Origin of the sequence: Inquilinus sp. CA228, from assembly GCF_052078665.1 — a bacterium.
Lineage (GTDB): Bacteria > Pseudomonadota > Alphaproteobacteria > DSM-16000 > Inquilinaceae > Inquilinus.
In genome coordinates, this window is sequence record NZ_JBQJIK010000041.1 from 1 (window position 1) to 12847 (window position 12847).

Genomic DNA, 12847 nt, shown 5'->3' on the forward strand with positions numbered 1-12847 from the left:
TTCAGGCCCTCGGCCTCGCCTCCGTCGCCGACCCGCTCACCGCTTAATCCCCCGAACCGCCGGATACGGACCCGTATGTCCGGTGGTGTGGGAGGGGGGAGCCGCGAGGCTTCCCCCTATCCCGATAAGTTCAGACAGTTTTTGCCTCTCCTCTCCGGGCTTGACCCGGGGATTACGGGAGAGGTCGGAGGCGCTTGCGCCTCCGGGTGAGGGGGTTTTGTCGAGGCCGGGGGCCGCCCTCTCCGGGCTTGGGGACCTGCAGCAGGCAACGCGAACCATGCCCGGAAGAGCCCCCCACAGACCTCAGGCCGCGGCCTCGATGTCCTCGCCGGTGCCGTGGTCGGGATGCAGGCAATGGCCGTGGCTGTGGTCGGCCAGCACCTCGATCACCCGGCAATGGCCGATGGTGCCGTGGCGGCACTGCTCCACCATCCGCTCCAGCTCGACCTTCAGCGCCTCCAGCCGGGCGATGCGGGCCTGCACCGCCACCAGCTGCTCCTGCGCGATCCGGTCGGCGGTGGCGCAGGGCTGGGCCGGGTCGTCGGCCAAGGTCAGCAGCTGGCGGATGGCGTCCAGCGGGAAGCCCAGCTCGCGGCTGTGGCGGATGAAGGCCAGCCGGTCGCTGTGCGCCCGGCCGTAGATCCGCTGGTTGCCCAGGGTCCGCGCCGCCTCCGGCATCAGCCCGATCTGCTCGTAATAGCGGATGGTCTGGACCTTGCAGCCGGTGCGGCGGGCCAGCTCGCCGATCGGCATCGCGTCGCCGCGCGCGGACATGAATTTTCCTCTTGAAGCTCTAGTCGCTGTAGCTCCCATCTTCCCCTGCGACGGATGTTTCGGCAAGGGAGTGCGTCGCATGGCAGCGGCGAATGACGGGCAGGGCCGGACCCTGCGCTACCGGGTCGACGGCATGGATTGCCCGAGCTGTGTCGGCAAGCTGCAGACGGCGCTCGGCCGGATCGAGGGCGTCAGCGGCGTCGAGGTCAGCTTCGCCACCGGCCTGCTGGCCCTCGGCGCGGCCGGCGCCGCCTCGAATGGCCGGGCGGTGGAAGACAAGATCCGCGCCCTCGGCTTCACCCCGACCGCGATCGAGGACACGGCGTCCCGCGCCCCGGCCCCGGCCGACGCCAGGCCCTGGTGGCACGAGCGCAAGGCGCAGCTGGTCGGCTTCACCGGACTCCTGCTGGCCGCGGCCTTCGTCGCCTCGCTGATCGTCCCGGCCGAGGCCGAATGGGCCTATCTCGCCGCGGCGCTGATCGGGCTGGTGCCGGTCGCCCGCCGGGCCGCGGCCCTGATCCGCTCCGGCTCGCCCTTCAGCATCGAGACGCTGATGGCGGTCGCCGCGATCGGCGCCATCGCCATCGGCGCGGCGTCGGAGGCGGCGGTGGTGGTGTTCCTGTTCGCCGTCGGCGAGCTCTTGGAGACCGTCGCTGCCGGCCGCGCCCGCCAGGGCATCAAGGCGCTGGTGTCGCTGGTGCCGCGCACGGCGCAGCGCGAGGCGAATGGCGTCCTGGCCACCGTCGCGGTCGACGATCTCGCGATCGGCGACATCGTTCTGGTGCGCCCCGGCGACCGGGTGCCGGCCGATGGCGAGATCGTCGACGGCGCGTCGGAGCTGGACGAGGCGCCGATCACCGGTGAATCCGTGCCGGTGGCCAAGGCGGCGGGCGACGCCGTCTATGCCGGCAGCATCAATGCCGGGGGCGTGTTGCGCCTCAAGGTGACGCGGGCGGCGGCGGACAACACCATCGCCCGGATCATCCACATGGTCGAGACGGCGCAGTCCAGCAAGGCGCCGACCGCCCGCTTCATCGACCGGTTCAGCGCCTGGTACACCCCGGCGGCCATGGTCGTCGCCGGGCTGGTGATCGCGGTGCCGCCGCTGCTGTTCGGCGGCGACTGGACGGTCTGGACCTATCGCGGCCTGTCGCTGCTGCTGATCGCCTGCCCCTGCGCCCTGGTGCTGTCGACCCCGGCGGCCATCGCCTCCGGTATCGCCGCCGGCACCCGCCGCGGCCTGCTGCTGAAGGGCGGCGCGGCGCTGGAGATGCTGGGCAAGGTCAAGGCCGTGGCCTTCGACAAGACCGGCACGCTGACCATCGGCCGGCCGCAGGTCACCGACATCGTGGCGCTGGACGGAACCGAAGCAGACCTGCTGGCCCGGGCCGCCGCGGTCGAATCCGGCTCCAGCCACCCGCTGGCCCGCGCCATCCTCGACGCCGCCGCGGCGCGGGGCGTGGCCGTGCCGGCGGTGACCGGGGCCGGGGCCGTCCCGGGCAAGGCGGTGCTGGGCCGGGTCGATGGCGCGCTGCTGGCGGTCGGGTCGCCGCGCTATGCCGCCGAGCGCGGGCCGCTGCCGGCGGATCTGGCCGGGCGCATCTCCGCGCTGGAAGGGCAGGGCAAGACCGTGGTCGTGCTGCTGGCCGCCGGCCGGCCGCGCGGGCTGATCGCGCTGCGCGACGAGCCGCGCGAGGATGCCGCCGCCGCAGTGGCCGCGCTGCGCCGGGCCGGGGTGCGGCCGGTGATGCTGACCGGCGACAACCGCCGCACCGCCGAGGCCGTGGCCGGCATGCTCGGCATCGCGGTCGAGGCCGAGCTGCTGCCGGACGACAAGCTGGCGGCGATCGGCAAGCTGAAGGCCGAGGGGCCGGTGGCGATGGTCGGCGACGGCATCAACGACGCCCCGGCGCTGGCCGCCGCCTCGGTCGGCATCGCCATGGGCGGCGGCACCGACGTGGCGCTGGAGACGGCGGATGCGGCGCTGCTGAACAACCGCGTCACCGGCGTCGCCGAGCTGATCGGCCTGTCGCGCGCCACCCTGGCCAACATCCACCAGAACATCGCCGTCGCCCTCGGCCTCAAGGGGCTGTTCCTGGCCACCACGCTGTTCGGCGCCACCTCGCTGTGGCTGGCGATCCTGGCCGACACCGGGGCGACCGTGCTGGTGACGCTGAACGCGCTGCGGCTGCTGCGCCTGCTGCCCGCGGCGCGGCCGGCCGCGGCCAAGCCGGACCAGGCCCATGATCACGGGCGCGAGCATGCCCAAGATCGGGGTTACGACCATGACCACGCAGCGCCCGAGCCGGCCGACGATTGTTGCGCCCATGGCGCCTGCGGGTCACAGCCCGCGAGCGTCGCCTGCGGGGCGTGCCGGGCCCCGAACCAGGCCGCCGCCCGCACCTGCAGCCAGTGCGGCCAGGCGATGGCGGCGTGACGACAGGCATCCCTCTGGGAACTTTGTCTCAAGCCCGCCGTTGAACCTCCGCAGCCGGCCGGACCGGAGCCGCGACCGGCGGGCATGAACCATGCAGCCAGGGGGTGTGCCATGGGGCTGATCAATTTCATCAAGAACGCGGGCGAGTCTCTGTTCGGCGGCGGCGAGGCCGAGGCCGCGACGGCGGACGACCTCAAGAAGCAGATCCAGGCGCAGGGGCTCGACCCCGCCGGCGTCGACATCAAGGTCGAAGGCGACAAGGTGACGGTCGGCGGCAACGTCGCCTCCACCGAGGTGGCGGAGAAGATCGCCCTGGCCGTCGGCAACACGCCGGGCGTCGCGGCCGTCGAGAACAACCTCGCCGCCGCCGCCCCGGCGCCGGAATCGAGGTTCCACACGGTCAAGAAGGGCGACACGCTGTCGGCGATCGCCAAGGCGGAATACGGCAACGCCAACGCCTACGCCAAGATCTTCGAGGCCAACAAGCCGATGCTGAAGCATCCCGACAAGATCTATCCGGGCCAGGTGCTGCGCATCCCGGCCTGACGCTGTCCCCGGCCGAGCCGAAGGCCCTGCGCACCGCCGCGCAGGGCCTTCTTACCCATGTCGCGCCGCGTCCCGTTGCGCTATCAGCAGGAAGCGCATGCGGGAGTCCTCGGGCTTGGCCAACGTCCTGTTCATCACCGCCGACCAGTGGCGCGGCGACACGCTGTCGGCGGTCGGGCATCCCTGCATCCGCACCCCGGCGCTGGACGCGCTGGCGGAGCAGGGCACGCTGTTCCGGCGCCACCACACCGTGGCCTATCCCTGCGGCCCGTCCCGCGCCTCGCTGCTGACCGGCCTGTACCCCCACACCCATCGCAGCGTGCGCAACGGCACGCCGCTCGACACCCGGCACACCAACCTGGCGCTGGAGGTGCGGCGCGGCGGCTGGGAGCCGCTCCTGTTCGGCTACACCGACACCTCGCTGGACCCGCGCGGCCGGGCGCCGGACGACCCGGCGCGCCACAGCTACGAAAGCGTGGCCCCGGGCTTCACCCCGGTGCTCAACCTGTCCGAGGCCAGCCGCGCCTGGATCGCCGACCTGCTGGCCAAGGGCTACGACGTGCCGGCGCCGGAGCAGGGGCGGGACCCGCTCTACGATCCCGATCCGCGGGCCGAGGCGGCGCCCGGCGGCTTCGGCCCGACCCGGATCCGGGCCGAGGACAGCGAGACCGCCTTCATGACCGACCAGGTGCTGCGCCACCTGTCGGTGCTGCACGGCAAGCCCTGGTTCGTGCACCTGACCTATATCTGCCCGCACCCGCCCTTCGCCGCCCCGGCGCCCTGGCACCTGGCCTATGACCCGGCCGCGGTGCCGGCGCCGCTGCGGGCGGCCTCGCTGGCGGAGGAGGGGGCGCAGCATCCGCTGCTGGCCGGGCTGCACCGGGCGGTGCGGCTCGACAAGTTCCTGAACCACGCCGAAGGCCCGGCTTCGGCGCTCGACGCCGCCGGCGTCGCCGCGGTCCGCGCCGCCTATTACGGCCTGGCGTCGGAGGTCGACCACCATCTCGGCCGGGTGTTCGAGTTCCTGAAGGCGAGCGGCCAGTGGGACGACACGCTGATCGTCTTCACCTCCGATCATGGCGAGCAGCTCGGCGACCACCATCTGTTCGGCAAGCTCGGCTATTTCGACCAGTCGGCGCATATCCCGCTGATCCTGCGCGACCCGCGGCCGGAGGCGGATGCCGGCCGTGGCCGCCAGGTCGACGACTTCACCGAATCGGTCGACATCCTGCCGACCATCCTCGGCTGGCTCGGCCTGCCGGTGCCGCGGCACTGCGACGGCGGCTCGCTGCTGCCCTTCTGCCGGGGCGAGCGGCCGCAGGATTGGCGCGACGCGGCGCACTGGTTCTACGATTTCGGCAATGTCCGCGAGCGCGTCGGCGCGGCCCGGCTGCATTCCGACCAATGCGGCGTCCAGGTGATCCGCGACGCCCGCCGCAAATACGTGCACTGCACCGCTTTGCCGCCACTGTTCTTCGACCTGGAGCGCGACCCCGGCGAGTTCGAGGACCGCAGCGGCGACCCGGCCTATGCCGGGGAGATGCTGGCCTATGCCCAGAAGCTGCTGTCCTGGCGCATGCGGCACGAGGACCGGACGCTCAGCCACATCACGCTCGAAGGCGGCTTTTTCGAGGAAGAGGCGCGATGACGGCCGATATCCGCGGCATCCTGTTCGACAAGGACGGCACGCTGATCGACTACGAGGCGACCTGGCTGCCGCTGAACCGCGAGGCTGCGCTGTTCGCCGCGGCCGGCGACCCGGAGCTGGCGCTGCGCCTGCTCGAGGTCGGCGGCGCCGACCCGCACACCGGCGCCGTCCGCGCCGACAGCCTGTTCGCCGCCGGGGCGACGCCGGAGATCGCCGCCGCCTGGATCGCCGCCGGCAGCCCCTACGATCTCGACCTGCTGGTGCCGGAGATGGACCGCATCTTCCAGGGCGCGGCCGCCACGATGATCCGGCCGACCGTCGCCGACCCGGCCGGGCTGTTCCGCCGGCTGCGCGGCCGCGGGCTGAAGCTGGGCATCGCCTCCAGCGACGGCGAGGCCGCGATCCGCGCCACGCTGGCGCTGTTCGACCTGCTCGATCTGGTCGATTTCATCGCCGGCTATGACAGCGGCCACGGCCACAAGCCGAATCCTGGCATGGTCTACGGTTTCTGCGACGCCACCGGCCTGCCGCCCGGCGCCGTGCTGATGGTCGGCGACAACCGGCACGACATGGCGATGGGCCGCGCGGCCGGGGTCGGACTCTGCGTCGGCGTGCTCAGCGGCACCGGCACGACCCGGACCCTGGCCGGGCTCGCCGATCTCTGCCTGCCGGACATCGGCGGGCTGGAGGATCTTCTCGACGGGCGGCAAAGGGTCTGATGGGCATCGCCGGCTTTTTAGATTAAAGTCCTTGAAACATAAGGCGTCGCCCGGTGGTGGAGGTTTCACGTGCCCGGTTTTCCGATCGTGGACAGCCACGTCCATATTTATGATCCAGCCATATTGTCCTATCCGTGGATGGATCATGCCCCCAGCCTGAGATCGCGGCATCTGCCGGACGTGTACGACCGGCAGCGCGACGGGGTGGCGATCGATCGCTATGTCTTCGTCGAGGTCGATGTCGCCCCGGTGCAGCGGGTCGAGGAGGCGCGCTGGGTCGATGCCCTCGCCGACCCCCGACTCGGCGGCCTCGTCGCCGCGGCGGCGATCGAGGACGGCCAGGCGGTGCGGACCGAGCTCGACGCGCTGCACGCCGCCACCCCGAAGCTGCGCGGCATCCGCCGGCTGATCCAGGGCGAGGCGGTGGATTTCTGCATCCAGCCCGGCTTCGTCGAAGGCGTGCGGCTCCTGTCCGAATACGACCTGTCCTTCGACCTCTGCATCTTCCATTCGCAGTTCGACGCCGCGCTCGAGCTGGTGCGCCGTTGCCCGGAGATCCGCTTCGTCCTCGACCATATCGGCAAGCCGGGGATCCGGGACGGGGTCGACCAGCCCTGGCGCGACCAGATGCGGGCCCTGGCGGCGCTGCCCAATGTCTGGTGCAAGCTGTCGGGCGTGGTCACCGAAGCCGATCATGGGGGCTGGACCCGGGCCCAGATCGAGCCGTACATATGTCATACGATTGACTGCTTCGGCTTCGACCGCACCATGTTCGGCAGCGACTGGCCCGTCTGCGAGCTGGCCTCCAGCTATCGCCGCTGGGTCGACACGCTGGACGCCATCCTCGCGGATTCGTCGGAGGCGCAGCTGCGGCAGCTCTATCGCGACACTGCCACCGCCTTCTACCGGCTCGGCTGAGCCCAAGACGACCTGGAGAGGACCGCCTGCCCATGGACCCGATCGCGACCCGTCCGCTCGGCAAGAGCGGCGTTCCCGTCACCCAGCTCGGCTTCGGCGGGGCACCGCTCGGCGACTTCTACCAGAAGCTGCCGGATGGGCAGGCGACCCAGACCATGGCGCGGGCGCTGGAGCTCGGCGTGACCCTGGTCGACACCTCGCCGCTCTACGGCTACGGCCTGTCCGAGCACCGCTTCGGCCAGGTGCTGCGGCAGCGGCCGCGCGACAGCTACGTGCTGTCGACCAAGGTCGGGCGCGTGTTCGAGCCGCCGCGGCGCGGCGAGGCGGTGGACCATGGCGGCTGGGCCGGCGGGCTCGAGTTCAAGCCGGTGTTCGACTACAGCTACGACGGCGCCATGCGCGCCTTCGAGCAGAGCCTGATGCGCCTGGGCATCCCCCATGTCGACATCCTGCTGATCCACGACGTCGACATCTGGACCCACGGCTCGCGCGAAGCCTATGAGCAGCGGCTGCAGGAGGCCCTGGCCGGGGCCTACAAGGCGCTGCTGAAGCTGCGCGAGGAGGGCGTGGTCAAGGCGATCGGCGTCGGCGTCAACGAGGTCGAATCCTGCATGCGCTTCGCCGAGGGCGGCGACTTCGACTGCTTCCTGCTGGCCGGGCGCTACACCCTCCTGGAGCAGACCGCGCTCGACGACTTCCTGCCGCTGTGCCAGCGCCGCGACATCGGCATCATGCTGGGCGGGCCGTACAATTCCGGCATCCTCGCCACCGGCGCGATCCCGGGCGCCAAGTACAACTACAAGGACGCGCCGCCGGAGATCCTGGAGCGGGTGTCGCGGATCGAGGCGGTGTGCCGCCGCCACGGCGTGCCCCTGCCGGCCGCGGCGATCCAGTTCCCGCTGGCCCATCCGGTGGTCGCCTCGATGATCCCGGGCGCGGTCAAGCCGGACGAGGTGGAGCGCAACCACGCCCTGATCGCGACCCCGATCCCGGCGGCATTCTGGGCCGAGCTGAAGCGCGAAGGCCTGGTGCGGGAGGATGCGCCGGTTCCGGCTTGAGTTGAGTCAGCGGGCTGCCCGCGCCTTGCCGCCATAGCCACCGAGGAAGGCGGCGACCGCGGCCTCGGCATAGTGCTCCAGCTCGGCCGGGGTGCTGCTGCTCTCGTCGTCACCGCTGAACATCGCCCGGTTGACCGGGATCCACAGCAGCAGCCCGACGAAATGCTGGGCGGCCAGCATCGGATCGTCCAGCCGCAGCCGCCCGGCCTCGGCCAGGGCCTGGAAGCGGGAGGCCAGCGTCGCCAGCACCCGGCCGAAGCCGCGCTCGTACCAGGCGCGGCCGAGATGCGGCAGCCGGTCGGCATTGGCGATCACCAGCCGGCGCAGGCGCAGCAGATGCGGCCGCATCAGGGCTGCCATGAACCGGCGCGCCAGCGCCCCAAGGGCCCGGTCGAGGTCCTCGGTGCCGTCGAGGCTGCCGCTCACCAGCCGCACCAGCTCGTCGATCTCGTCGGTGGTGGCCAGCACGATCTCGGCGAACAGCTGCTCCTTGTCGCCGAAATTCTTGTAGACGGTCTGCTTGGACACGGCGGCCAGCGCCGCGATCTCGTCGACCGTGGCGCCGAGATAGCCCTTGGCCAGGAACACCTGGGTGGCGGCCGCCATGATCGCCTTGCGCTTGCGGGCGGACCGGCCTTCCTCTTCCATCGCGTCGTCGCTCCAGAATGGTACTGGACGGACCAGTACCCGATTTGGTACTAGACCGATCAGTACTAGCTACGGACCGCAGGCCACGGCGATCAAGATCAATCTTGATGGCGCTGCCGATCTCTTGCGGCCCCGGATCGCCCTCAGAGCGACTTCACACAGCAAGGGGAGGATATGTCGGTGACCAGCCAGACCGTGCCGCCTGCCGGCGGCGTCGTTCCGCACATCAATGTCGAGGGCGCCGGCGACGCCTCGGCCTTCTACCAGAAGGCTTTCGGCGCCCGGGAGCTCTCCCGCGCGCCGGCCCAGGACGGCAAGCGGCTGATGCATTGCCATCTCGTGCTCAACGGCGGGTCGCTGATGCTCAGCGACACCTTCCCGGAATTCGGCGTCGTCGGCCAGCCTTCGACCAGCCACACCCTGCATCTCGACGTCGACGACGTGGATGCCTGGTGGAGCCGCGCCGTCGCCGCCGGCGCCACCGTGACCCTGGCGCTGGAGCAGCAGTTCTGGGGCGCCCGCTACGGCAAGCTGCGCGACCCGTTCGGCGTCAACTGGTCGCTGTCGCCGAAGGCCTGACGGCGGGCAGTCCGGTCTTCACCGTCCAGCACTTCCGGCTCTATCCTGGGCGCCTGGCCGATTGACGGTTCCAGCAGAAGGTCCCTTCGGCATGAAGTTCCGGACCATCCTCCTGCAGGCGGGCAAGACCGCGACGGGCATCGAGGTGCCCGCGGACATCGTCGAGCGGCTCGGCGCGGGCAAGCGCCCGCCGGTCCGGGTCGCGATCAACGGCCATACCTACCGCAGCACCGTGGCGGTGATGGGCGGCCAGTTCCTGGTCCCGGTCAGCGCCGAGAACCGCGAGAAGGCCGGCGTCGCCGGCGGCGAGGAGATCGAGGTCGATCTCAAGCTCGACACCGAGGCGCGCGACGTGGTGGTCCCGCCCGACCTCGCCGAGGCCCTGGGCGGTAACGCCGCGGCCCGGCAGCGCTTCGAGGCGCTGTCCTACAGCCGGCGGAAGGCGCTGGTCACCGTGATCGAGGGGGCGAAGACGGAGGAGACCCGGCAGCGTCGCCTCGGCAAGACGATCGACGACCTGCTGGCAGGCTGAGCGAAGGGAGGCAGGGGATGGCGGAGCAAACGGTTCCAGCGGCCGGCGGCGTCGGGCTGCGGCTGCAGCGCGGCGAGCGGCTGCGGATCATCGACCCGGTGGGCGGGCAGACGGGCGACCTCATGGCCTATGCCGCGGACGGCAGCGAGCGCCTGTCGAACGGCCGCAGCTTCGACTATGGCGGCAAGATCTATCTCTCGACCGGCGACGTGCTGTGGTCCGATCGCAGCAGCCCGATGCTGACCATCGTCGCCGACGAGGTCGGCCGGCACGACTTCCTCTACGCGCCCTGCAGCCTCGAGATGTACCGGATGCAGTACGGCGCGACGGGTTACCATCCGAACTGCCACGACAACCTGTGCGCCGCGCTGCGCGGGCTGGGGGTCGAGCCGGATCCGCTGCCGACCGCCTTCAACCTGTTCATGAATGTCGAGGTCGCGGCCGACGGCAGGCTGGTGATCGCGGCGCCCCGGTCCCGCGCCGGCGACGCGATCGTGCTGCGCGCCGAGATGGACTTGGCGGTCGCGCTGTCCTCCTGCCCGGCGTCGACCTGCAACGGCGGCGCGCCGCCACGGCCGCTCGCCTTTGAAATCCTGGCGGACTGACGGCTCTGCGGCGCGTGGGAAAAATGCCCATCAAGGCGATTTCATTTGACGTGGGCAGAAATCCCACGGATTGATCGTGGGACAAATTCCCACGAGCCAGGATCCTGCCATGCGACCGCCCGAACCGACCGTCACCCGCAGGGCCCTGCCACGGGGACTCGAACCGGCGCTGATGGGTAGTCAGCCGGTGATCTATTTCGACGTCAGCGACGTGGTGGAATTCGTGCGCTCGAACACCAGGCTGAGCGGCATTCAGCGGGTATCCCTGGAAATCGTCAAATATCTATCGGAGCACCGCGGCGATCACGATCTGCGCCTGATCTGCTATCACCCGACCCTGAAGCGGATGGTCTGGTTTTCAGCGAAGCCGTTCAGCAGAAACTACAGTTTTGACCATTCCGGATTCTGCAGGTATTTCGGCATCGTTCCTCGAAGGGAAGGGACCATCAGGATCAAGGAGTACCTGAAGAAGCGTTACCGGAGCTCCGCGAAACGCCTGTTTCACGGCGTGCGGCTGCGCCTCCGCAACATGCTCGACGGCGGGCACACATTCGCGCGGCACAAGCTGGTGACGAGACGGTCGCGCCGGCTCAAGCCGAAGAATGCCTTCGATGTCTGCTTCGCCAAGGGCGATCGCGTCTTCATATCCGGGGCGACCTGGGGCGGCCTGTTCCAGCCCTATATGGACGCGCTCGAGGATGCGAAGCGGCGCCTGGGCATCGAGGTGTCCCTGCTCGTGCACGACTTGATCCCGCTGATCGCGCCCGAGCATGTGGTGAACGACGTGCCGGAACAGTTCTCGGACTGGCTCGGGCGGATGTGCCGCTTCGTCGACCTGTTCCTGGTGAACTCCGAGTCGACGGGGCGGGATCTCGACCGCTTCATGCGGGCGCATGCCGCGCAGGTCGTGCCGGTCCGGGTCGTGCCGCTGGCCCATGAATTCCTGCTGCCGGACGACCCTGGCGGCAGCCGGCGGCAGGCCTCGGCCAGGTTCCTCGATCCGCAACGGCACAGCTTCGGCGAGCGTCGGATCCGGTGCGAGGTCCTGAATGCCGCCCTGCTGCCCTATGTCCTGGTCGTCGGCACGATCGAATCCCGGAAGAATGTCTGGACGATCGCCATCGTCTGGCAGGAGATCTACCGGCGCCTCGGCCTCGACACGCCGCGGCTGGTCTTCGCCGGCAAGCAGGGCTGGGCGAAGCAGGCCTTCGACGATTTCCTGCTGGGCACCGGCCATCTCGACGGCTACATCCGGATCGTCGACCGGCCGGACGATGCCGAACTGGCCTATCTCTACCGCCGCTGCCTGTTCTCGGTCTCGGCCAGCTATTACGAGGGCTGGGGGCTGCCGATCGGCGAAGGCCTGTGGTTCGGGCGCCCTGTCGTCGCCTCGAATGTCAGCGCGATGCCGGAGGTCGGCGGGTCGCTGGTGGAGTATGTCGATCCCTATGATCCGAAATCGATCCGCGATGCCTGCCTGAAGCTGATCACCGATGACGCGTATCGCGAGGCCATGGCCCGGCGGATTCGCCGCGAGGATCTGCGCCGGTGGTCCGATGTGGCGGAGGGGATCTGGCAGGCGCTGACCGCGCCGGCCGGGACGAAGCCGGAGGTGAAGGCCGTGCCGGCCAGGGCGACGGATGCGCTCGCCCTCGCGGGCTGAGGCCCGGCTCAGAGCAGCCCCAGGCTCCGGAAGCTGGAATGGCCCTTGCGGCCGACGATGACATGGTCGTGCAGAGTCACGCCGACCGTCTCCAGCGCCCGCGCCACCGCCTTGGTCATCTCGATGTCGGCGCGCGACGGGGTCGGGTCGCCGGAAGGGTGGTTGTGGACTAAAATCAACGCGCTGGCGCCCAGCTCCAGCGCCCGCCGCGCCACCTCGCGCGGATAGACCGGCGCCTGGTCGACCGTGCCCTGGGCCGAGGCGTCGTCGGCCAGCAGCGCGTTCTTGCGGTCGAGATAGAGGATCCGCACCTGCTCGGTGCCGCCGAACTTCATGGCGACGCCGAGATAGTCCAGCAGCGCCTGCCAGGAGCCGAGGACGGGGCGGTCGACCACCTGCTCCTTCAGCAGCCGCTCGGCCGCGGCCTGCACCACCTTCAGCAGGGCGACGCTGATGTCGCTCAGGCCGCCGCGCTGGGCCAGCTGGGTCGGCGTCGCCGCCAGCACCGCGCCCAGGCTGCCGAAGGTGGCGATCAACTGCTTGGCCAGGGGCTTGGTGTCGCGCCGCGGAATCGCTGAGAACAGCAGCAGTTCGAGAATCTCATGGTCGGCCAGCGCCCCCGCACCGGCGGTGAGGAAGCGCTGCCGCAGCCGGTCGCGATGGCCGCTGTAATGGGGAGCGGGCTCCGTCGCATCCGGCGCTTCGGTCACGGCGCCCCCG

General features: G+C 70.4%; 13 protein-coding genes. 10 read left to right on the forward strand and 3 right to left on the reverse strand.

The window, feature by feature from the left end; translation table 11 throughout:
• Window positions 1-303 precede the first annotated feature (303 nt).
• Window positions 304-774, reverse strand: a complete 471-nt coding sequence (locus tag ACTOWL_RS20510) for a MerR family transcriptional regulator (protein WP_441323129.1) — start codon at window positions 772-774, stop codon at window positions 304-306.
• A 79-nt stretch (window positions 775-853) separates the two neighbouring features.
• Here ACTOWL_RS20510 and ACTOWL_RS20515 point away from each other — a divergent pair, with 79 nt between their 5' ends.
• From ACTOWL_RS20515 to ACTOWL_RS20540, 6 genes are all read left to right on the forward strand, one after another.
• Complete coding sequence (locus ACTOWL_RS20515) at window positions 854-3211, forward strand: heavy metal translocating P-type ATPase (protein ID WP_441323130.1); 2358 nt, start codon at window positions 854-856, stop codon at window positions 3209-3211.
• 111 nt (window positions 3212-3322) lie between these two features.
• Entirely contained in the window at window positions 3323-3757 is a 435-nt protein-coding gene (gene lysM / locus ACTOWL_RS20520) for a peptidoglycan-binding protein LysM (RefSeq protein ID WP_441323131.1), read from the forward strand.
• Window positions 3758-3854: 97 nt separating this feature from the next.
• Window positions 3855-5405: an alkaline phosphatase family protein gene (locus ACTOWL_RS20525; protein ID WP_441323132.1), complete on the forward strand. Its 1551-nt coding sequence runs from the start codon at window positions 3855-3857 to the stop codon at window positions 5403-5405.
• Window positions 5402-6124 (forward strand): HAD family hydrolase, encoded by a 723-nt coding sequence (locus ACTOWL_RS20530; RefSeq protein ID WP_441323133.1) that lies wholly within the window; start codon window positions 5402-5404, stop codon window positions 6122-6124. Before ACTOWL_RS20525 ends, ACTOWL_RS20530 begins: the two co-directional genes overlap by 4 nt.
• An 87-nt stretch (window positions 6125-6211) precedes the next feature.
• Window positions 6212-7042: an amidohydrolase family protein gene (locus tag ACTOWL_RS20535; protein ID WP_441323197.1), complete on the forward strand. Its 831-nt coding sequence runs from the start codon at window positions 6212-6214 to the stop codon at window positions 7040-7042.
• A gap of 32 nt (window positions 7043-7074) precedes the next feature.
• Entirely contained in the window at window positions 7075-8100 is a 1026-nt protein-coding gene (locus ACTOWL_RS20540; RefSeq protein ID WP_441323134.1) for an aldo/keto reductase, read from the forward strand.
• Window positions 8101-8106: 6 nt separating this feature from the next.
• Here the strand turns inward: ACTOWL_RS20540 and ACTOWL_RS20545 are convergent, their stop codons facing one another.
• A complete protein-coding gene (locus tag ACTOWL_RS20545; protein ID WP_441323135.1) occupies window positions 8107-8748 on the reverse strand; it encodes a TetR/AcrR family transcriptional regulator in 642 nt (213 codons plus the stop codon).
• Window positions 8749-8928: 180 nt separating this feature from the next.
• On the opposite strand from ACTOWL_RS20545, the gene ACTOWL_RS20550 reads away from it, so the two are divergent.
• From ACTOWL_RS20550 to ACTOWL_RS20565, 4 genes are all read left to right on the forward strand, one after another.
• Complete coding sequence (locus ACTOWL_RS20550; RefSeq protein WP_441323136.1) at window positions 8929-9327, forward strand: VOC family protein; 399 nt, start codon at window positions 8929-8931, stop codon at window positions 9325-9327.
• A gap of 91 nt (window positions 9328-9418) precedes the next feature.
• Window positions 9419-9859 (forward strand): YdeI/OmpD-associated family protein, encoded by a 441-nt coding sequence (locus ACTOWL_RS20555; RefSeq protein WP_441323137.1) that lies wholly within the window; start codon window positions 9419-9421, stop codon window positions 9857-9859.
• Between the two features lie 17 nt (window positions 9860-9876).
• Complete coding sequence (locus ACTOWL_RS20560; protein WP_441323138.1) at window positions 9877-10464, forward strand: DUF1989 domain-containing protein; 588 nt, start codon at window positions 9877-9879, stop codon at window positions 10462-10464.
• A gap of 109 nt (window positions 10465-10573) precedes the next feature.
• On the forward strand, window positions 10574-12127 hold the full coding sequence (locus tag ACTOWL_RS20565) for a glycosyltransferase family 4 protein (RefSeq protein ID WP_441323139.1): 1554 nt from the start codon (window positions 10574-10576) through the stop codon (window positions 12125-12127).
• An 8-nt stretch (window positions 12128-12135) separates the two neighbouring features.
• Here ACTOWL_RS20565 and radC read toward each other — a convergent pair whose 3' ends face one another.
• Window positions 12136-12837, reverse strand: coding sequence for a RadC family protein (gene radC / locus ACTOWL_RS20570; protein ID WP_441323140.1), 702 nt, complete (start codon window positions 12835-12837; stop codon window positions 12136-12138).
• Between the last annotated feature and the right edge of the window lie 10 nt (window positions 12838-12847).

Bases quoted from the DNA above. Each gene is read 5' to 3' on its own strand.
- ACTOWL_RS20545 (WP_441323135.1), bottom strand. From the start codon at position 8,748: ATGGAAGAGGAAGGCCGGTCCGCCCGCAAGCGCAAGGCGATCATGGCG.
- ACTOWL_RS20510 (WP_441323129.1), bottom strand. From the start codon at position 774: ATGTCCGCGCGCGGCGACGCGATGCCGATCGGCGAGCTGGCCCGCCGC.
- ACTOWL_RS20565 (WP_441323139.1), top strand. From the start codon at position 10,574: ATGCGACCGCCCGAACCGACCGTCACCCGCAGGGCCCTGCCACGGGGA.
- ACTOWL_RS20515 (WP_441323130.1), top strand. From the start codon at position 854: ATGGCAGCGGCGAATGACGGGCAGGGCCGGACCCTGCGCTACCGGGTC.
- ACTOWL_RS20555 (WP_441323137.1), top strand. From the start codon at position 9,419: ATGAAGTTCCGGACCATCCTCCTGCAGGCGGGCAAGACCGCGACGGGC.
- ACTOWL_RS20530 (WP_441323133.1), top strand. From the start codon at position 5,402: ATGACGGCCGATATCCGCGGCATCCTGTTCGACAAGGACGGCACGCTG.
- ACTOWL_RS20560 (WP_441323138.1), top strand. From the start codon at position 9,877: ATGGCGGAGCAAACGGTTCCAGCGGCCGGCGGCGTCGGGCTGCGGCTG.
- ACTOWL_RS20525 (WP_441323132.1), top strand. From the start codon at position 3,855: ATGCGGGAGTCCTCGGGCTTGGCCAACGTCCTGTTCATCACCGCCGAC.
- lysM (WP_441323131.1), top strand. From the start codon at position 3,323: ATGGGGCTGATCAATTTCATCAAGAACGCGGGCGAGTCTCTGTTCGGC.
- ACTOWL_RS20540 (WP_441323134.1), top strand. From the start codon at position 7,075: ATGGACCCGATCGCGACCCGTCCGCTCGGCAAGAGCGGCGTTCCCGTC.